Here is a 20349-nt window from a genome sequence, read left to right on the forward strand (position 1 = left end):
CGAATCCCCCTGCCCTGTGCGCCGCCCCCAGAACCCGCCCGTGATCAGACGGTGTCCGCCTCGCCCAGCAAGGCCATCAGCGCGTAAGGCCCTTGGGTCAAATCGATCGCCTGCCCTGTTTTGGCCGATGCCTGAGCCGCCAGACCCATGACGACAGCGGCCAATCCGTCGCGCAGTCCCACTTCGACTTGCCCCTGACCACGCAGCACCGCGTTGAACTTCTGGTGTTGGTAAAAGGTGGAGCCATTGTGGTCACCTGCGGCCAGGGCAACAGGGTCTACGGGCACATCCACCTCATGCGGGCCTTTGGGCGCGCGCGGGCTGATGACCAGCTTGGGCACGGGCGCATCGCCCAGGTGCTCGGGCCAAAAACGCCCGGGCCCGGGCACAAAACATTCGGCTTTGCCCTTGGGGCCGACCACCGAGATCTCTTCCTGATAACGGGCGCCTTCGGCAAACATGCACAGCTCCAGCATGGCGCGTTGTCCGGAAGCAAAATCCACGATCACATAGGCGTTGTCCAAAATGTCCGGCGTGCCATCGGCATAGCGTTCATCGAGGTGGTTGTGGTCCACCCCGGCCGAGGCGTAAATGCGCACGGGCTCGCTTTGCGTCAGGTGGCGCATCAGGTCAAAAAAGTGGCAGCATTTTTCTACCAACGTGCCGCCGGTGTAGCGGTTGAAACGGTTCCAGTCGCCCACCTTGACCAAAAAAGGGAAACGGTGTTCGCGGATGGTCAGCATCTTCACCGGGCCGGTGTGTTGCTGGCTGTGCACTTCATGCGCCAGCAATGCCACGGGCGGCATGTAGCGGTATTCCATGGCCACCCAGATCGGCGCTGGGTAACTGGCCTGCAAGGCCGCCAGGCTGCGCACATCGTCCAGGCTGGTGCAAGCGGGCTTTTCAAGCAGCACGGGCAAAGGACGCAAGCGGGCGATCTCGCGCAATTGCTCAGCATGACAAAAATTGGGGCTGGCGATCAACAGGCAGTCCACATCGGATGACTGCACCACTTCAGCCAAGCTCGAAGCACCTTGCGCCCCGGGCATCAGGGCCAGGCTCTTGGCCAGCATGTGCGCATCCGTTTCAAAAATCCGCGAGACCTGCGCACCAGGCAACAAGGCGATGTTGCGCAAATGCTCTTGCCCCATCATGCCGCAGCCGATGATGCCGTAACGGGTGATTGTGTTCAAAGCCAGCGCTCCCTTGAAAGTGAAATATCAATGCGAAAAAAACGCAAGCATAGCCGCACTCGGTCAAAGGAAGTGATGGAGGCTTGTGGCGAGCATGCGCTTTGATCGGCTGCTTCAGCTTTGGCAAAGGGCCGAGCGGCCGCAGGCCCGCAGGCATTGTCGGCTCTGTTGCCGCCGACCTACAAGCACCTCTCTCGTAGGTCGGTGGCTTCAGCCCCGACATTGCCAGCTTCGGCGCAAACTGCATGTCTGGGCTGAAGCCGCAGCCCACACCTGTGCGCATTGGAAACTTCACAGGGCTGAATCAATAAGCGACGCTGAAATTCATCCCAAAGGCATGGTCGTGGGCGGCATCGCCGGTTGCACCTTTTTGGCCCAAGCCGGCGGCCTGGACACCTGCCAATGCCACTCGCCCTGACGCCATCGGGCGACCAGCTTAGGGCCGGAAATACCGTTTCGCCCTACCCCTGAGGTGTCGTAAAGCAAGGCCAAATCGGCCAAGGAGATAGCGCCCTGCAAATGCTGCAAGGTGCGCGGATAGCGCGCCAGGATGCGCTCGGGCGGCACATCGTGCCCGCCTTCGGCCACCCGCTGCGCCACCCGGCCCAAAAGTTGACGCGGGTCATTGACGCACACGACCAGCAACACCACCGCAAAGCCTGCGACTCGGGCCTCTTGCATCAAAGCCAGTTTGGACGGGTGAGAAAACACCGTCTCGCTCACAAACGACAAACCTTGCGCCAAACAAGCCGCTCGACGTGCATCGGCCCAAGTCCGCGCCTTTTCCGAACGCTCCTCTGGATCGGTGATGTGTTGAAGCGCAGCGGCTTCATGCAGGTCTGCATTCACAAACTCCGCCCCGGCCGGAAGCAAGCCCGAAGCGGCGGCTGAGCGGTACAGCGTGGATTTGCCCGCCCCGTTGGGGCCGGCCAGCAAAAAGAAAACGGGTTTCAAACGAGGCAGTTGCTCAAGCAGCCTTGACGACCTGAGGGCGGTTGCTTTGCACCGTCTGGCGCACCGCCTGGGCCAGGCGGCCGGTGCTTTCGGCGGCCACAAAATCCGCCTCGATGGCGTCCAGCGGGTCGGCCGCAGACACCGTGGTGGTCTGGCGCACATCGTAGAGCGCGATGGCTTCTCGGGCCTCAGAGATGGTCAAACCCGAGGCTTCGGCAATGCGCCCCAGCGTGGCCCAGTACTCGATCTGCCCTGCCACCGAGCGACGCATGGGCGTGGCCGCTTCGCGGGCCTGGGTGACCAAACCAGCAGGCAATTTGACGGATGCAAAAGAAGAAGGTGATGCAGACATGAGACGCTCCTTTATGGCGCATTTTGCGCCAAAACGGACGCCTCTGGCCATCTGGCTTGAATAAATCCCCATCGACACAGGAAAAACCCCTGTATCCATCCACACCACCCGTGCCCAAGGCTGTGGATAAACCCCGGAACAAGTGCGCCAAAGCGCATGGCGACTGGGCTGGCGGGGTGCGCTTAAATAACAGGCAAGAATGGAGATTGATCATTGCACGCAGGCCATGATCGCCCCATTTACGCCCGCTGAGAATCCGTATCCGACAAGGCCGGCTTGAAACAACACCTCGGCATCGACCTGGCCAGTTAGCGGGACTGCCGCGATGCCCCTCATGAACTCATCGGGCCACCACATCCAGGCGGGGAACGACCTCATCGTCATCATCGCCATCGTCGTGCAGCAACTCAAAGGCTTGGAAGACCGCGCGCTCGACGCGCTTGACCAATCCCTCGTCGCTGAAAACCCCGGGGTAGGTCTTGCGCAACTTGGCGCTGACTTTCAGGTTCGTCACCAAGGATCGGATGATCGTCGCATAGTCCTCGTCGCGGCCCTCAATGATTTCCTTAAGGCTGCCTACCGCGATGTCGTAGCGCCGCAGGTACACCGCCTCGTCCTTGAGCCCATGCAAAATCGAATGCCGAATGACGTCGACCAGGTACTCAGACTGGAATGTGAGATCAGCATATCGCCAAGTGGCCAAGCCTCGATGCCAGTCTGCAACGTGCAAGTTGGACTCGACACCATCTTCGTGTTGCACGGTCGCGCCGAACTTGCACACCGCATTCATCGTGGCCATGAGCGGCCGCGACAGGTGCTCCAAGGCGGTATCGTAGGCTGCACGCCGTGCGGCGTTCTCACTGATCACGGCCGAAACCGGCAGGATCACTGGCGCAGGCAAGAAACCATCGCGCCCAAGGATGTCGTTGATCAGGAAGCGTGAGAGTCGACCATTCCCGTCACTCAGCGGGTGGATGTAGACGAAACCAAAGGACAGCGCCGCAGCTCGCAGCAGTGGATTTTGCCCACGGGTACGCTGCTCGAACGCACGCAAGCCCTCCATCATCTCGGGCACCCTTTCATGGTGCGGTGCCAGGTAGTCGATCACAGGCTCAAAAATCGAGTTGGTGTGTCCGACAAACACCGGAGACCGGCGAATGCCTAGCCTGGCACCCACCATCTTGTCGCCCATGACGGCCTGCTGAATCTCCAGCATGCCCTCTTGCGTGAGGGCGGATTCGATCTTGCCGCAGTGCGTGCTCATGGCGCGCGCCAGGCGGCGGATACGGTCCTCTTCCCTGCCCTCGGACTCAATGGCAAAACTGGCCTTGCTCTCCTTGATGGTGAGCCAGTTGACCGCACGCTCTATCGTCTCAAACCCGAACTGATCCACCACCGTGTCGATCTCTGCGCGCAACTGAGCTGGATCGGCCGAGCCCAGCTTCCTCAGGTCAACCATTGGGCAAAATGCGCGGGTGCCCGGCAAGTTGTTGTTGATGCGCCAGCGGCGCACCTTGTCCTGCACCGTGGCGGTCAGGTACTGCGACGCGTTGAGCAAGTCGACGTAGTTCCCACCGGCATCGCCCACGCCATCCAGACTTGTGTGAGTAAGCCATTCATAGAGGAAGCCGCAGCGGCGAGCGTAAGCGCCTGTGGGCTCCTCTTGCGCCCATTTGGCGATGGGCTCAGGTCCGGTCACCTCGAACAAGCGGCTGAGAAAGTCCAGCTCGACGCCCTCATACTTGAGCGCGAATGTCAGGTGCGCGCTCAGCGTTGCATCCGGCTGGTAATGTGCGGGGTACGTCTCGACCGTGAAGCCGTTTGCCGCCGCACTGGAGCGCACCGAGCCGATGACGCTGCGGACCCGAAAGGGCTGCACTTGCGCCACCTCGTACGCCTGCGACAGCCACTTATATCCGGCATATCCCCCCTCATTTTGCATACGGCGCACCTAAAACAATTATTCTTGATATTTTCAACGACAAAACGTTTACGATCAACACCCGCACAGAAATGAGCCAAGCACGGGCCGACAAGCTGTTCGGCGTGACTCAACCCCGAGTCTCAAATCTGATGCGCGGCAAGATCAACTTGTTCGGCCTCGATGCGCTGGGAGATGGTGAAAGGAAGCATCCACACCAACCGTGCCCAAGCCTGTGGATAAGCCCTAGGACAACCTCGCCAAGGCGCATGGCGACTGGGCTGGCGCCTTGCGCTCAAAAAATGAGCACCACGGCCACAAACGGCTGAGGAAAGAATGATCAGCTGGCTGCAGGGCAAATGCTTGAGGTTTTGCGGGTGGGTGCGCTAAGCGCTGAAAAATGGTTCGGGAAAATAGCGGGGTCATAGACACCGGGCTACTTTGACATGGGCGAATTCCAGATGCGTTGACGAATACATGCCCCACAATGGCGGCATGAACCTACAGCTTACGAATTCACCAACAGCCTTAGCGGCACAGCCGCTCCGCGTAGCGGCTACGTCCAAACTGTCCAATGAGCGTTCCACCTTCGGTGGTCGTTCAATTGCATGTTGGGCATTTGAGTTGGATGGTCGACCGATCGGTAGTACCTTGGAGAATCAGGGATGAAGTTCGCACAATGCCTTGCGATGCTGGGTGTCGAATTCATCGCTACGCCCAAATCAGTGTTGGAAAAGAGGAGTTCACGATGAACGAGTGGTGGCAGGAGGTCGGGAATACTGTAGCGCAGGAGTTCTCTGATCTCCCCGATGCAGCGGGGGTTACCCGAATCACATTGCGTTTGCTGATCGCCGCGACCCTCGGAGGAATACTTGGGTTCGAGCGAGAGCAGAAGGGGAAAGCGGCCGGTCTGCGAACCCATATGTTGGTGGCCCTTGGTGCGGCGCTATTTGTTCTCATTCCTCAGCAAGCGGGCGTGTCGAGCGCAGACCTCTCGCGTGTGCTTCAGGGTCTGATCGCCGGCGTCGGATTTCTCGGTGCAGGGGCCATTATCAAAGGACATGACGAAACGCAAGTTAAGGGCTTGACGACGGCAGCTGGTATCTGGCTGACAGCAGCGATTGGCGTTGCTGCAGGGATGGGTCGCGAGGCAACAGCGGTACTGAGCACCCTGTTGGCGCTGGTGATCCTGTACGCGGTTCCTAAGCTTTTGAGCCGGTTTGATAAGCAAGGAAGTTAGCTGCGGGTAGACAAGAAACCGATACGCAGCTCACGTCTCAACAGCTAAGCCCTGGGCGCTCTTGCTGGCATATTGGCCACCCGTGCAGTTTCGGTTCAGTTCCCCAGTGATGATGCTGGGCGCTCACCACTTTTGAATCCGCCAAGATATTTTTAGAAAAAATAAACTCGCCTGCAAAACTGTAGTTTTACAGGGCACTCTGCCGATTGACTCACCTTGGAAACGTCAGCCCTTCTTCCGCGGCGGCAACCCCGTGTGCTGCGTCAGCATCGCCCCCTTGCGCGGCGCCTGACCCGGCTTTTTAAGCCCGCTTGACGGCTTGCTCTTCCCCGCCAGCGCCCCGCCCTGCCCTTTGCTGGGTGCCTGGGTGCTGTTGGCTCGGCGGGGGCTTTGGTAACCGCCGTCGGTCAGCGGCTGCCAGCTCGGAATCAAGTGGTGTTTGCCGTTACCAATCAAATCCGCCCGGCCCATGGCCTTGAGCGCTTCGCGCAGCAGGGGCCAGTTGTTCGAGTCGTGGTAGCGCAAAAACGCTTTGTGCAGGCGGCGGCGTTTGTCGCCTTTGACGATGTCCACTTTTTCGCTGTCGCGGGTGATTTTGCGCAGCGGGTTGCGGGTGGAGTGGTACATGGCCGTGGCCGTGGCCATGGGGCTGGGGTAGAAGGTCTGCACCTGGTCGGCCCTGAAGCCGTTCTTCTTGAGCCAGATGGCCAAGTTCATCATGTCTTCGTCGCTGGTGCCCGGGTGGGCGGCGATGAAGTACGGGATGAGGAACTGCTTTTTACCGGCCTCTTCGCTGTACTTGTCGAACATCGTCTTGAAGCGGTCGTAGGTGCCGATGCCCGGCTTCATCATCTTGGACAGCGGGCCGCCCTCGGTGTGCTCGGGCGCAATCTTCAGGTAGCCGCCCACATGGTGCTGGACCAGTTCTTTCACATACTCGGGCGACTGCACGGCCAGGTCGTAACGCAGGCCGGAGCCGATCAAGATTTTCTTGATGCCCTTCAGGTTGCGCGCCCGGCGGTACATGTTGATCAGCGGGCCGTGGTCGGTGGTCAGGTTTTGGCAGATGCCGGGGAACACGCAGCTGGGTTTGCGGCAGGCCGATTCGATCTCGGGGCTCTTGCAGCCCAAGCGGTACATATTGGCCGTGGGGCCGCCCAGGTCAGAGATGACGCCGGTGAAGCCTTTGACCTTGTCGCGGATGTCTTCCACCTCGCGGATGACGGATTCTTCGGAACGGCTTTGGATGATGCGGCCTTCGTGCTCGGTGATGGAGCAAAAGGTGCAGCCACCAAAGCAGCCGCGCATGATGTTCACGCTGAAGCGGATCATTTCCCAAGCGGGGATTTTGGTCGCGTGGTCATGGCTGCCGTTTTCGTCGGCATAGCGCGGATGTGGGCTGCGGGCATACGGCAGGTCGAACACATGGTCCATCTCGGCGGTGGTGAGCGGGATGGGCGGCGGTGTGATCCACACGTCGCGGGCGGTGGCGCCCTCCCCGTGCGCTTGCACCAGGCAGCGGGCGTTGCCGGGGTTGGTTTCCAGGTGCAGCACGCGGTTGGCGTGGGCATAGAGCACAGCGTCTTGCTTGACCTGCTCATAGCTGGGCAGGCGGATGACGCTTTTGTCGCGGGGCGGGACTTTGTGGGTGCCTTTGCCGCGCAGCAGCGAAAGGGGCTCTGCCAAGACTGCACTGGACTGCCGCGCATCGCTCGCAGTGACGGACAGACTGGACTGCCGCGTCGCTTCGCTCCTCGCAGTGACGGACTGCATGGATTGCGGCTCACCACGCAAGCTCGAGGTGGCAATGACGGACTGGCTGGACTGCCGCGTCGCTTCGCTCCTCGCAGTGACGGGCTGCATGGATTGCGGACCGCCACGCAAGCTCGCGGTGGCAATGACGGACTGGCTGGACTGCCGCGTCGCTTCGCTCCTCGCAGTGACGGGAAAGCTGGCATCACTGTGCTCTTTTTCGTCATCGCGAGCGGAGCGTGGCGATCCATTTGCAGCGTTGGGCACGAAGCGCAGTGGTTGCACCTTCTGGTTTTCACCATCCGCCACGGCTTGAGCTTCTTCCTCGCGGGCGCAAGTGGCGCCCTGCTCCCGCGCCTGGTCCGAAATCATCAAATAGGGGTTGATATGTGCTTCCACATGACCGGGCGTGTCCACACTGGTGGAGTCAATCTCGAACCAGCCCTCAGGCGTTTCGCGGCGCACAAAAGCGGTGCCGCGCACGTCGGTGATCTGCTGCACGGGCTCGCGGGCGGCCAGGCGGTGGGCGATCTCGACAATCGCCCGCTCGGCGTTGCCATACAGGAGCAAATCGCATTTGCTGTCCACCACGATGGAGCGGCGCACCTTGTCTGACCAATAATCGTAATGCGCGATGCGTCGCAGGCTGCCTTCGATGCCGCCGAGCACGATGGGCACTTCAGGGAAGGCTTCGCGGCAGCGCTGGCTATAGACGATAGCGGCGCGGTCAGGCCGTTTGCCGCCCACGTCGCCCGGGGTGTAGGCGTCGTCGCTGCGGATTTTGCGGTCCGCCGTGTAGCGGTTGATCATGGAGTCCATGTTGCCGCTGGTCACGCCCCAAAACAAGTTGGGTTGGCCCAGTTCTTTGAAGGCGTCGGCGCTGGTCCAGTCGGGCTGGGCGATGATGCCGACCCGAAAACCTTGGTTTTCCAGCATGCGGCCAATCACCGACATGCCAAAGCTGGGGTGGTCCACATAGGCGTCACCCGTGACGATGATGATGTCGCAACTGTCCCAGCCCAGTTGGGTCATTTCTTCGCGGTTCATCGGCAAAAACGGGGCCGTGCCAAAGCGCTGCGCCCAGTACTTGCGGTAACTGGTCAGCGGTTTGGCATCACGCGGGAAGTAAGAGACGTCGACAAAGGCGTTCATGGACTGGGCACTCGGGATAACCCGCTAGTGTAGGGGTTTGGGGGTGAGCCTGCGAACTGAATGGCTAAACCCCTTATGACTTACTCCACCCCAAGCGCCTTGAACACTGCATCCACAGGGTCTGAGTAAAAGCTGGTCTGGAACTTAGCAAACAGCTCACCCGGCACGGACGGAATGTCTGTCACGCTGGACATGGGCAAAAGAATGCGCTTGGCACCTGCATCAAACGCCACCTGTAAGCTTTCGGCCAAATTGCGGGCTTGGGCAATGGTGCCGCCCAAAGTCATGTCCCCCATCACGGCCAATTGCGCCTGTATGGGCTTACCCAAAGCGGCTGAGCACAGGGCAATGAAGCTGCTCAGAGTCAGACTGTCCGGGTTGCCTGAGTTTTGCAGCTCGACCATGTGGAGGTGGTAATCGCGCTCTGTGGGGTGGATGGATGCGCTCACGCGGCCTGCGTTGGCCTTGAAATAATCGAAGGCCACGCGCACAGGCTCGCGGGACAGCGAGCCCGACACATTGAGCTTGCCTGTTCCTGCAATGGCTTGGATCTCCATTCGGTAAATGCCGGGCATTTCGGCCGAGCCCATAGAAATGGAGTGCAGCACCCCAGGCTGCAAACGGCCTTCGGGAATCAACCCGCCACCGCCCTGCTCTGGCACCGAGACAAAGCGCTCTTGCATGTCTTCCAGGTCGATGTAGGAAAAATGAACGTCATAGAACTCCATGCCGCCAATTTTCTTGAGCTGTTCTTTCACACGACGACGCGCTTCCAGCGCGTACTCCAGACATTTGCGCACAGCCTCTTTGGAATATTCGCCGTTAGGGCAAATCAGCTTGAGCAGGCCCGACACCGTGCGGCGCACAGCGATGGTGTCACGCTGGTTCAGGTTGTTGCCGAGTTTGAAATACTTGTCGATGGCATCGGCAAAGCTGCGCTTTCGCATCTCGCGTACCCATTCGGCCAAGTAGTCCACGATCAAGCCATATTGGTTCGTAAAAAACTCGGGCCGCATCTTGGGAATCTCCCAACCGGGCACATAGGCATGGAAACGGTCAAAAAACGCCGAATCGATCATCGCCTCAGGAAAAGGTGCCAGCAAATGGCTTGTCTTGACCATGGACTCGACGGACTGGTTGATGTTGCCCACAAACACCATGGATGCGCTGGCGTTGATGGACTCGCGTCCACGGCTGAAAGAGCCCGAAGCCATGTAGTCCTTCATGATCTGCACGCCATCGTGGTCTTTGAAGCTGATGCCCGCCACCTCGTCAAACGCCACCACATCCCACAAGCCCACCAAGCCCACCTTGCGTGCGCCCATGTTGTAAAACAGGTTGGCCACCGTGGTCTGCCCGCCTGAAACCAAGATCGAGTTGGGACTGATTTCTTTGTAAATGTGGCTCTTGCCCGTGCCGCGTGGCCCCAGCTCGCACATGTTGTAGTTGTTTTCGACCAGCGGAATCATCCGAGCCAACAGATGCCACTTGGCGCGTTCTTTGAAGCAAGTCGGCTCCATGCCGGTAGAGCGCAGCAGCACATCGATCCACTGTTCGTCGGTAAAAGCTTTGCGAGCCTCAAACAGCTCATCCATGTCCATGCCTGGCATCTGGATGGGCTTGAGTTCGGAAACGATGAACGGTGATGATTTCTGATTCTCTTCAAACTCATAGCGAATGGTCACGATGCACCAAATGCCGCCCACCAAAAGCTTCTCGTATTTGCGCACATGGCTGTCGTCCACCGTCGCATTCTTGATGCCCAAGTTGGACAGCAGCGCCTCATATGAGTCGCGGTTTTCATTCAGCTTGACGGTCACTTTGTCGATTACCTTGAACGAGCCCCGCTCACGGATCTTGCTTTTGACTTTTTCAGCTTCGTCCGGGCGCACATAGTTTTCGGCCAAAACACTTTTGACCGTCTCCATGCCAGCGCGAATCGTTTCCGGATCATCTGAAGCGCAATACATGCCGAGCAAGTACTCCAGCACATACACCGGGACGTTGGCCCCCTCTTTGATCAGCTTGGTCAAATCCTTGCGGACGACCTTGCCCGCAAAACGCTCGTTCAGGAGTTTGTCCAGACCTGCATCCGGCGCGGCAGACAGGGTGGCTTGAATGGCTTCGGTCATGGCTGTGCTCAAAAATCGTTGCTGAAGGCGAGGTCAATGCGCATAGTGGTGCGCCATGCCTCGGCTTTTGTTTTGGCGTCGCGTGCCACCAAGAAATAGTCCTTGTTTCGATCATAGTCACCGGACTGGATGGTGAGCATCAGCGAACGCTTGCGCTCCTCCATCAGGGGCGACGCGCTGTCGAACGTCAGCGCCTGTTCGTCACTCACCACTTGGTCGCCATCGCGGATGGAGAACATCAGCGTGACGGGCAAGACGCGGTCCGAGACAGCTTCGGTCTGGATGAATTCAAAGCGCTGCTTGTTGGTCACGATGCGGTTGCTCGACCCCAACTGGCTCACGTCCACTGTCTTGATGCGGGTCTTCTCGGCATCGCCTTCTTTGACCACGATGACCGGCACCACAATTTCTTGGGGCATGGCACTGCCGTGCACAAAACGGGCGCCACCCACAAAGTGAAAGCGCCCTGCCCCCTTGGGCACCAGAAAATCCACACTGCCTTCACCCGGTTCTGTACCCGCCGTGATCGATGTGTTGCCCGTCCACGCACCAGACATGGGCCACATGCCCCGGCCCAGGATGTAGCGTTTTTTGGGCTTGATCACACCGGGCATGGCATCTTCAACTTTCGACCGATCGGCATCTTCCAGTGCCGACTCCTGGTACAAGAAACCATGGTCAGCCGTCACAAATATGGTGGAGCCATTCAAGTTGTTAATGATGAAACTGACCAGTTCCTGCAACTCGCGAACGGCTTGCTCGGTGGCTTCAAATGTCTTGCCTTCGGTGCTGCGTTTGTCGCCAATGGCGTCGATGTGATCGTGGTAGATGTAAACCAGCTGATGCGGTTTAACGAAATCACGTCCACCCAGCTTGCCTTTTTCCATCAACTCATCGCGGCTGATCGCCACTCCGCCGTGACGCCCCAAGACAGCACTGCGCTGCTCTAAGGTGGCGCAAGCCATGCCATCCACCGTGACATCCAGCGCCGCATTGCTGCGATAAGCCAATTGCTTGTGCGGCAACAAACTGGCCATGCCCAAGGTTGTGTAACTGGGCAGCACGCCCAGCATGGTTTCAAGACGTGCCTTGACCCGGTTTTTCGAGTTGAGCGTACTGGTCAACTCCTCGGCCGCTTCAAAACGGAAAGCGTCCGAGATGACGACATAAACCCGCTTGGCACCTGATGAATAGCTGGGCGTCACAAATTGCTCAAAAAAGTTCTGCTGATTGGGCACATCAGCCAGCTTCCAATGTTGAAGCAGCCCTGAAGGCCCACCCACTACAGCATCCCAGGCAGATGACAACTGACCAATGAACCAACCCGAGTAGGCATCTTCCATGCGCTCACGCAGCTCGTGCAGCAGCGACCAACCCATGGGCTCCACAGCATCTGTGGCACGCATGAAGTTTCGGTACAACTGGTCAAAGCGGAAAAGCTCCGACCGATAAGACGCAAACGCCGCATCGGCAGAGCCAAAACTGAAGCCTTGGCTGTACTTGGCCTGTAACTCAAAAAAGCTGGCTGCCGCACCCAGCGCGTCATAACTCGCCGCCAGCGCCTTGGTGTGGTCATTGGCGCCAGCCAGCAAGGTGTTGGCCCAATGCCCGTCACGGCGCTTGGCCATCAGCTCGCGCACCGCATCCATGTTGGCACCGGCCCCGGCAATGATGCGGGACTTCAAGTCAGCAATGACACGCTTGTCAATCGACTCAAATGTCATGGCGTGCACCAACTGCTCGGCTGACAGTGCAGCCAGCATGGCGGAGACGTGCAACTCCTCAGCCACCACCGCAGAAAGCGCGTTGTAACTGGCGTAATTGGCCATATCTGAACGCCAACGGCTGGCAAAAACCGAGGCATGAGCCGCCCGCACCCGGTCGGTGATCATGAAATGGTTCAGCGATGAAGGTGTGAGGCCAATGGCCTGACAAAAGTCGGTAACCAAAACCCGATACAACAATCCGCGCATAGATGGTGGTTCGGTGCCCGCCTCGCGATAGCCAAACTCCTCTTCGGCCAATGACCAGAATGCACTGTCCAGGTCTTGAGCAGCCATGTCGTTCAGTGGCTTGGGCGTGAGCGTCAAGTCAGCACCCTCATTGGCCAGCGACTGAAACACCTTCAAGAAAATGCCCGAAGCATCTGGGGTGTCCGAGCGAGCCAGCACTGCCAGCATCTTCCGGTCCAGATCTGCCGCCTGATCACCCGGCTGCACCCAACGCTTGAGGCGTTCCACACGGTCTTTGGCCCGCATGAATTTGGCCCGCTGCTTCAAATGGCCGTGCAAAACCCGGCTCGAAAGGCCCAACTCGTCAAGCTGCATTGAGGCACTGTCCGCACTGAACGCCTTGCCACGCAAGCGCGCATCGAGCAGCCAGTCATCCTCGGGTGCCGGGCAGTCGGCGGTGGCATAAACCAACCAGCGCGAATCGGGGTCTTGCTCCAGCAGCACTTTGGCCTTCAAGGCGGGCGTCTGGTCCAGGCGCAACAGCTTGACGCCGCTGATGTCCAAAGCGTCGATCTCAGTGATGAACTCGCTGTCGGGGTCGTTCCAGAAGACCAGTTTCTGGCCATCATTGAATTGGCGATCTAGGGCTGTAAAGAAAGGCGATGAACTCATGATTGTGGGGCTACCAATGCACGTAATCCGTCGTGAAACGCCGTGGCGCTGGGGCAAGCTGGATGCACTGCTGCTCGACCGAAGTGATAGTTCAAGGCACCACACATTTTCTTTGCAAAAATGACTTTGTTGGTACCTGGCCCTCTTGCCCCGTGGTGCTTAGCCACTTCTTTCAGCCAGTCCCAGGGCATCCCTGGCGTTTGCTCCGGTGCAGACTCATAAAAATCAGTGCACTTGAGCCAGCGCTGCATTGCCTCTGTATCCGCTAAAAACCATGCCTCCAACGCTTTGACCGCAACAAAAATCAAATTCGCGTGTTTAGTTGTCACCCGAGTTTTGACCGCCTCAACATTGGGCGCGTCTTCCAGGTCGGTCAAGATCACAATGTGTTGAGGTTGGCTGCGTTCGAACTGCGCCAGCATGGGGCCAATGTGATGCGGGAGCAAATTACCGCCTCCTTTGGCGTTAATCACAGGACTACAAATTTCAATTCCTTGCTCACTTGCCCATTTTCTGAATCCGGCTGATTCGATTAGCACCTTTTCAGAATCTCCCTCGACTATGAAGCCGACTTTCACCATGGCAAGCCCCCGTCAAACATGTTCATCAGCCATGCCGTATCCAAATTCAGCCCATCTAGAGCAGCGCTGCTTTGAGCTGCGTTTTTTGCCACGGTCTTACCCTCAAGCTTGTTAACGAGCCACAACTCTTCAACAGTTGACGCACGCACCAAAGACTCGCTGTGTGTAGTCACAAAAACCGGGTGCTCAATGCTCGCGTTTTGCCGCATCAAATCAACTAAAGCTTCTATCCCTTTGGGATGTAGCCCTCGCTCGGGCTCCTCAATCAGCGTGATGCCATGCTTTTTGGCACGGCTCAGCACCGCAGTCATGATGCACAGCGCGTAAATTGTTCCGTCCGAAATCAAATTGGCAGGAAAGTGCGCCTTCGTGCCCTCTTCCTTGAATTTAATGACAGTGCCCCCACTCAGGCGATCAGGCTCAGCGCGCACTTGCTCCATGCCGGGCACTAACAAACTCATCCACTCCATGACCTGAGTGCGGAAATCGTCGTCTTTTTCAAGAGTGGCAAGCATTGTGGCCACGTTATGACCATTTGGATGTAAAGCTGTCGTGTCAGCGCTTGACCCGTCTGGTTCCTTGGCCCCCATGGGATCGAATCTAAAAACCTCGACATTGGTTAAATAGTCATAAAAATGGAATTCCGCCTGGGTGAACAGCAGCGCCGACATGTCTGGCGGCCATTTTTCGATCGTCGTGGACTTGTCACTGTCCCTGGACGAAATCAAGGGATCACTCCCCTTTTTTCGCTCCAGGATTTTTCTGCCATTCACCGTGAATAACTCATCCAGTTGTGGCGTTGTGTCCATGTCGTGTACCTTCAGCGCATAGACCAAGGCTAGACCGTCTAATGTTGCACGCATAGTGAAACCAAATGTGCGGGCGTTTCGTCTTCGCAATTTGTAACTGTGCACCTGTGGAAACCCACGAAACTGCCGCAAGGCCTTAACAGCCCCTGACTCCACAACGGCGCTGACGAAAGACAAGGCATCCATCAGATTACTTTTGCCAGAACCGTTGGGGCCAGCAAACACACTGAATGGCGTCAGTCCCGTTAGCTTCATGTCTGCTACGCTTTTGAAGCCTGAGACCTGAACCATATCAATTTTCATTTTTTCTTTCCAATTCGAATTTAGACCATGCTTTGCAACATGTTCGATTTCGCCGATCAAAACAACTCAGCTACAACTCCAATCGAACGAGAAGCCCTTTTCCTTGCTGTAAAAGACTTGTGCATTACCGCCATCACCCCATTCTCGCAAGCCAATCGACTCAAAGCACAGTAATGGTGGATCTCTGTCGTCAGCTGCGTATTGAATGTGATGGAACGTTCCCAGAAAGCATGGGTACTCGTCCTTGCCGCAGCAATCACGCCAGGCTTCGTAGGCACTGCAAACGTCATGGAGCAAAGCGATGACTGCAGCATCCTCTGGTGTGGACTTTTCCAAAAGCTTCTTTTTCAGCTTTTCAAGTTTTGCAACGGCGTTTTGCTGGTCTAGGGTAGTGGTGCAGTAAATACGACTTTCGGCAAAGCCCGTGATCTGTGAGCACATGACCACATCGTCGCCATAGGTGTCACCATAAATTTCCGCCAAGCGAATCCACTCATCCCAATCCGTATCTTCCAAAGCGTCGGCGCTGGCGTGGCCCAATTTCAAGGCCGCCTCGGTAATAAATTGGTTTTTACTGGGCTTGAGCTCTGAGTGGAAATCCCTCAACCACTCGGCGGCATCAGGCAAAAGAACTTCAATATCCGATTCATAGGGGATGACTGGCGTCAACAAGCTGGCATCGGCCTCAGCAGACGGAATCACTCGAACCAAAGCCTCACCCTGTTGATCGCCCGACTGAGAGAGCCACACCTGAACAAGCCCCTCCACCGCATCCATCTGCACAGGGAAAAGGGCTGTATCTAACTGACAAAGGGGTGCCATGGGCTCTGCATTGTCATCCATGGGCCATGGGTACGGTTGGCTGGTAAACACAGGCCCCAATAGAACGCTACCCAAGCGATCAACTTTCTGGCATGGCACTTCTTCCATCACAAATGGAAATCCTGATCGAGCAGATTTGACCCTTGAGCAAAGCCCCCGTAACTCGTGTTCTTCGATGGCCGAATACTTGTCAGTTGCGACAGACAGTAACTGGTCCAGCGTTGCAAGCAGCTTGTTGGCTGTGTCCAATGTCTTGCCACTCAAAAAATGGTTCATATCAATCCTAAAAATTTTGCCAAAAAATTCCATCTACTGCTGTAGCTAAGTCCGTCCTTGTCCATTTATCCAGCTGCAGCAAATCATTTTCAATCTTATGCACCGAAAGAAGTGCGCCATTGGTATTCTCGAATGTGGCCCCACAGAATTTGTGCAACAGCCTGTTGCACAAAGTCCAGATCCGGCCATTGCTCCGCAAAACTGCGCATGTACAGCAGGTTTCGGCGTGAAAAGCCCTTCATGTCGGGGAACTCCGCCGTCAAGTCGCGTGCCAGCTGTTCGATCACCTTGGAACCCCAGCCCTGCACCTGCTGCCGCTCCAGAATGTCGCGGCCAATCTGCCAGTACAACAACACCAATTCACGGTTAACGGTCAGGCTTGAGCGTTGCTGGGCGGACTGGATGCGCTGTTTCAGATCCAACTGCCACTCTCCGTCCCCCCCCCCTCAGACAGATTGTTCATGTGAAGCTCCGCCCCGCTGGGCGCAGGATTGCTTGTGCCACCTCATGAAAACGATCGCAAAACGCCCGAAAGCTGGGCATTGTCTGCAAATTGCTCCAATCTTGCGGGTTGCTGACACACCAGTCAGCCTCCAATGCCGCGTTTTGCGGCGCCCCCATGAAAGCTTCCCACTGGTCTTTGGCTGAATTGGGTGAGTTGTCGTTGCCCGAAATGTCTTCCAGAGAGGCATGTGAATGCTGCGAGGTTTGGCCCGCACACAGCAACCATGCCTCGGATTTGGGTTTGGGCAGCATGGGCACGCCGAAATCAAACTCAGCAGACTTAAAGCCATTGACCATGCTGCCCCACTTGGCTTGCCACATTTGCCCTGGGGCGCTGCCTGTGCCATCGGCATCGCGGAACAACACCGCCATCACCGGCCCGGCGTAGTCTGCCGCCAATTGCTTGGCCATCAGGCCCAACTGTTGGGCGTTGCTGAAGTACAGGCCCGTTTCAGTCACCAGCTTCTTGCCCCGTAAGGGTTGCATCCGCTTACCGGAATTTTTGGCCTGTTCAGCCAAAGCGGTCTTGCTAACGAACTGCACAGCCTCAGGTGTATCCAACAAGTTGTAGCTCAGTAAGGAGACCCACAAGCGTCCTAACCAAACCGCCATGGGTCCACGGTTGAATGTCTCGTCACTGCACTGGCCTTGTGCGTTGTTACAGGTCCCCAAGTCTCGCGGGCCTTCTCCACTGATCAGTAGCTTCATGCCTCACCTGCATCCACGGCCTTGGCTTCAGCCTCGGCTTCGGCACGTTCAACAGCTTCGATTTGGGCATCCAGCTCCATGCATTCCTGCGCCAACAGGCGCAAGTCAGTGTCCACAAATGCATCGCCAGGGCCCATCGCCTCCAGCTTGGCCGAGATGCGGGGGATGTCAAAAAACGGTTTGATGCGAGTTTCGCCCTTAGGCGTTTTATACAAAAACTGCACCGCAGCCCGCGCCACTGCATCGGGTAAAAAATTGAGCAGCAAAGGGCTGTGTGTCGTCACCAACAACTGCTGCGGGCTTTCCAGCAAGGTGTCCACCAGTGTTTCAACAATTTCTTGATTGATGCCATTTTCCAACTCATCCAGCAGCAACAGCGAGCGGTCCGCATCGGCCTGCGTCAACACCGCCAAGATGCGCAGCAAGCCATCGTTCAAATGCAGGGCATCGGTTTCTAGCTTCTGGTCACCAAACTGCTCAAACACCGACAGCTTTTTCCATCCTGACTTTTGTGAGGTGACTTTGTAGTCCACCAAGGCGGGGTAAAACCTTTGAAGCAGCGACACCAGTTTGGTCTTTCGCTCCCCCTTGATGGTGTCGAGGTAGGCCGAGAGTTTTTCACCGCCGCTTCCAATGTCGTGCTCGCTGGCACGGGCGCTTTTGCGCAATTTGTCTGGTGACAACAATTCCAACGAACGCACACGGCGCAGTGCATCGCGGAACTCCAGCAACTCCGCAGGCAGCTCCGAGTCTTTCAGCGCAGAAAGGATAGAGCCTTGGTATTCGAACGCAATAGATTGGCTCTCACGACCACCAAGGGAATAAGTTTTCCCATCTAAACGTAGCACTTTTAAGTCTGTTTTTGGACGACTAATAACAACAACGGCTTCTTGCGTGCAGCGCAAGTCGGATCTATTGAATGTCCCACTCCAAGCTAAATTTATGCCCTTTGAAGACTTAAAAGACACAGTGAACGTAATGTTCAGCTCCGTGCGAAGCTTGCAGCGCAGATCAGCTGCTGTCCACCCGCGCCGATCCAGCCACCCCTGCACATCACCACGCATCAGCTGCGAGACAAAATCCAGGGCTTGCAGCACCGTGCTTTTGCCCGCACCGTTCATGCCTACCAGACAAGTGAAATGCCCCAGCGGTATGGTCACCGCCGCCAAAGACTTGAAATTAACAATACGTACGATTTCAATCATTTGGCTACAGGAAATATTTGTACAAGCCAAGCCTTCAGGGCAAGGAACTGAGGCGCTGATTCATCCAGCAGCCCGGGCTTGACCGCTTGCCACAGCCCGTGATCAGGCTCTGACTGCCATGCCAACCAAGTGCTCACCTCGGCCTTTGAACGCCTTGTAGTTTTAAACTTGGGCGCATGTGGAATCTGATCAATCGAACAACAGGCGTGCTGCATCAACGCCGCTTCGTCAGCATGAAGGTTGAGTTGAATCCAGTGCTCCAATGCCCCTTCATCGGCATTGTTGGGCATGATCCAAGCACCCAAGTCATGTAGTCCATCGCCGTGTGTGAAAACGAGGCCCTGACTAGCAGGGGTAGACAACACATACCCTTTGCCAGTTAACAGCTGCGTTAGCTTTGCAAGCGTGTTATCAAAGCCCCCACCATCTGCGACTCTGTCTGCATCAACAACGATGGCCAAACGTTCTGTTTGTCCATCTGTCAACTGACTCAGATAGGTTTTTTCAACCGCAGCAAAAGCCGCCTCTTTGGAATTTTTGTATTGCCCTGCATCCCGTGGCGTGGCGATCTTGACCACAACAGGCAACTCCAAGTGCTTGCACAAGGCCTCAAAAAACGAGCGGTCAGCCTCGCCTTCAACAAGCAATATATTTATCTGGCTCATCGCACCTCCACATCAGCTTGGGTGATGTTCTGCAATGCAGCCTCGTCAAACACAGTGGCAATCACCCGGCCTTGGTCACTGGTACGCACGCTGCGGCCTAGACGGAACAGCACGCCATCTGTCTGCTTACGATCCACGGCCACTTTGGTGAAGCTCTCGATGCAATCCCAGCTGTGTGTGGTGGCAAAGATTTGAATGTTGTGCCGCTCGGCCATCTCAAACAACAGGTCCCAAACCTTCTCCTGCACAGAGTAATGCAGACCGTTTTCAAACTCGTCAATCAAAAGGAAACCGCCCTTAGAGGCAAACAACTTCAATGACAGTTGCAACACACGCAACATTCCGTCACCCATGCTGTTGAGTGGAACTGGGCGATCAACCCCTTTTAGTTTCACCATGGCGGTGCGAGATGACCTAGAGCGGATGTGTGGCGGGCTATAGCCTTCGGCACGCACAAAAGTCAAGTTTTCAAAGCTCGGTTCTATAACCAGCAACGCCCGTTTGACCACAGCCTCTTGCTCGGTAAAAACGATGCGGTCCCATTCATCGCCCAGCTCATCCATGGATATGAATTGGGTGGGGATAAAACTGCAGGGTACTGTAGAAGTCTCATATGCCGCAGGGCGGCGTGCTCCGTTGATCAGCTTCAATGGATGAAATAACCGATCCCCCTTACGCACCAAAATGACCTGCTGCAATTCACTTGGAAATAAGTTCGCCTGAGACTTTGGAATGTAGCGGCGACGAATGCGATTGATCATTTCTCCATTCATTTCCTCAGGTTCACTCATGGACTCTTCCATCAGTTCATGAGAAACCCGCAAGCGATCATCGGCAGCGTTGATGCTTCCAATCTCGATGGCTTTTTCATCGGAGGGGAACTCACGACCTGGAAAGAAGTCTTGAAAAGGCATCAATGCATCTTCGAACAATGTTTCAGATTCACGCGCACGGTAGCGCTCGTCGTGCTCCTGTGCAATAGCCTCCAACAGTGGTCTTTGGGCATTGCCAGCGTAAATACGCAGGGCCTCCAGCACCGTACTCTTGCCGCAATTGTTCTTGCCCACCATCAAGTTAACGCGCCCCAACTTCGGAACCTCTAGGTGTTCTAGCGAACGAAAGTTTTTAATCAAAAGCGAGTCAAGCATGTCGTGTT

The 20349-nt window shown here is 56.6% G+C and carries 15 protein-coding genes and 2 pseudogenes; 2 read left to right on the plus strand and 15 right to left on the minus strand.

The genetic code is table 11. The features are described 5' to 3' along the window. Nucleotides 1-44 precede the first annotated feature (44 nt). The 4 genes from B9Z51_RS07475 to B9Z51_RS07490 all read right to left on the minus strand — a co-directional run bounded on the left by B9Z51_RS07475 (nt 45) and on the right by B9Z51_RS07490 (nt 4441). Nucleotides 45-1193, minus strand: coding sequence for a Gfo/Idh/MocA family protein (locus tag B9Z51_RS07475; RefSeq protein WP_233254875.1), 1149 nt, complete (start codon nt 1191-1193; stop codon nt 45-47). A 324-nt stretch (nt 1194-1517) separates the two neighbouring features. Next, nucleotides 1518-2147 carry an AAA family ATPase gene (locus B9Z51_RS07480; RefSeq protein WP_108373326.1) on the minus strand — a complete coding sequence of 210 codons (630 nt, stop codon included), beginning with the start codon at nt 2145-2147 and terminating at the stop codon, nt 1518-1520. A 13-nt stretch (nt 2148-2160) separates the two neighbouring features. After that, nucleotides 2161-2499, minus strand: coding sequence for a hypothetical protein (locus tag B9Z51_RS07485; protein WP_108373327.1), 339 nt, complete (start codon nt 2497-2499; stop codon nt 2161-2163). Between the two features lie 340 nt (nt 2500-2839). Further along, nucleotides 2840-4441 carry a Fic family protein gene (locus B9Z51_RS07490; protein WP_108373329.1) on the minus strand — a complete coding sequence of 534 codons (1602 nt, stop codon included), beginning with the start codon at nt 4439-4441 and terminating at the stop codon, nt 2840-2842. A 59-nt stretch (nt 4442-4500) separates the two neighbouring features. Here B9Z51_RS07490 and B9Z51_RS07495 point away from each other — a divergent pair. After that, nucleotides 4501-4611, plus strand: a pseudogene (locus B9Z51_RS07495) (XRE family transcriptional regulator); the annotation flags it as partial. 557 nt (nt 4612-5168) lie between these two features. After that, the gene (locus tag B9Z51_RS07500) at nt 5169-5660 is read left to right on the plus strand and encodes an MgtC/SapB family protein (protein WP_108374837.1); all 492 of its coding nucleotides are present in this window, start codon (nt 5169-5171) and stop codon (nt 5658-5660) included. Between the two features lie 225 nt (nt 5661-5885). On the opposite strand, the gene B9Z51_RS07505 is transcribed toward B9Z51_RS07500, so the two are convergent. The 11 genes and pseudogenes from B9Z51_RS07505 to B9Z51_RS07555 all read right to left on the minus strand — a co-directional run bounded on the left by B9Z51_RS07505 (nt 5886) and on the right by B9Z51_RS07555 (nt 20341). Continuing rightward, on the minus strand, nt 5886-8564 hold the full coding sequence (locus B9Z51_RS07505; protein WP_108373331.1) for a YgiQ family radical SAM protein: 2679 nt from the start codon (nt 8562-8564) through the stop codon (nt 5886-5888). Nucleotides 8565-8644: 80 nt separating this feature from the next. Further along, nucleotides 8645-10696: a protease Lon-related BREX system protein BrxL gene (gene brxL / locus B9Z51_RS07510; protein WP_108374839.1), complete on the minus strand. Its 2052-nt coding sequence runs from the start codon at nt 10694-10696 to the stop codon at nt 8645-8647. An 8-nt stretch (nt 10697-10704) separates the two neighbouring features. Further along, nucleotides 10705-13320 carry a BREX-1 system phosphatase PglZ type A gene (gene pglZ / locus B9Z51_RS07515; protein WP_108373332.1) on the minus strand — a complete coding sequence of 872 codons (2616 nt, stop codon included), beginning with the start codon at nt 13318-13320 and terminating at the stop codon, nt 10705-10707. Further along, nucleotides 13317-13901: a DUF4276 family protein gene (locus B9Z51_RS07520; RefSeq protein ID WP_108373334.1), complete on the minus strand. Its 585-nt coding sequence runs from the start codon at nt 13899-13901 to the stop codon at nt 13317-13319. Before B9Z51_RS07520 ends, pglZ begins: the two co-directional genes overlap by 4 nt. Further along, entirely contained in the window at nt 13895-15013 is a 1119-nt protein-coding gene (locus B9Z51_RS07525) for an AAA family ATPase (protein ID WP_108373336.1), read from the minus strand. Before B9Z51_RS07525 ends, B9Z51_RS07520 begins: the two co-directional genes overlap by 7 nt. A gap of 66 nt (nt 15014-15079) precedes the next feature. Continuing rightward, on the minus strand, nt 15080-16144 hold the full coding sequence (locus B9Z51_RS07530; protein ID WP_108373338.1) for a hypothetical protein: 1065 nt from the start codon (nt 16142-16144) through the stop codon (nt 15080-15082). Nucleotides 16145-16245: 101 nt separating this feature from the next. Continuing rightward, nucleotides 16246-16533, minus strand: a pseudogene (locus B9Z51_RS07535) (DUF1016 N-terminal domain-containing protein); the annotation flags it as partial. 37 nt (nt 16534-16570) lie between these two features. Then, entirely contained in the window at nt 16571-17323 is a 753-nt protein-coding gene (locus tag B9Z51_RS07540; RefSeq protein ID WP_146187722.1) for a hypothetical protein, read from the minus strand. Beyond that, on the minus strand, nt 17320-18528 hold the full coding sequence (locus B9Z51_RS07545; protein WP_108373343.1) for an AAA family ATPase: 1209 nt from the start codon (nt 18526-18528) through the stop codon (nt 17320-17322). The genes B9Z51_RS07540 and B9Z51_RS07545 overlap by 4 nt, the downstream gene beginning before the upstream one ends. After that, nucleotides 18525-19193: a DUF3226 domain-containing protein gene (locus B9Z51_RS07550; RefSeq protein ID WP_108373345.1), complete on the minus strand. Its 669-nt coding sequence runs from the start codon at nt 19191-19193 to the stop codon at nt 18525-18527. The genes B9Z51_RS07545 and B9Z51_RS07550 overlap by 4 nt, the downstream gene beginning before the upstream one ends. Further along, nucleotides 19190-20341, minus strand: a complete 1152-nt coding sequence (locus B9Z51_RS07555; RefSeq protein ID WP_108373346.1) for an ATP/GTP-binding protein — start codon at nt 20339-20341, stop codon at nt 19190-19192. Before B9Z51_RS07555 ends, B9Z51_RS07550 begins: the two co-directional genes overlap by 4 nt. Nucleotides 20342-20349: the final 8 nt, after the last annotated feature.

Source organism: Limnohabitans sp. T6-5 (assembly GCF_003063315.1).
In the GTDB taxonomy this organism is placed as follows: domain Bacteria; phylum Pseudomonadota; class Gammaproteobacteria; order Burkholderiales; family Burkholderiaceae_C; genus Limnohabitans_A.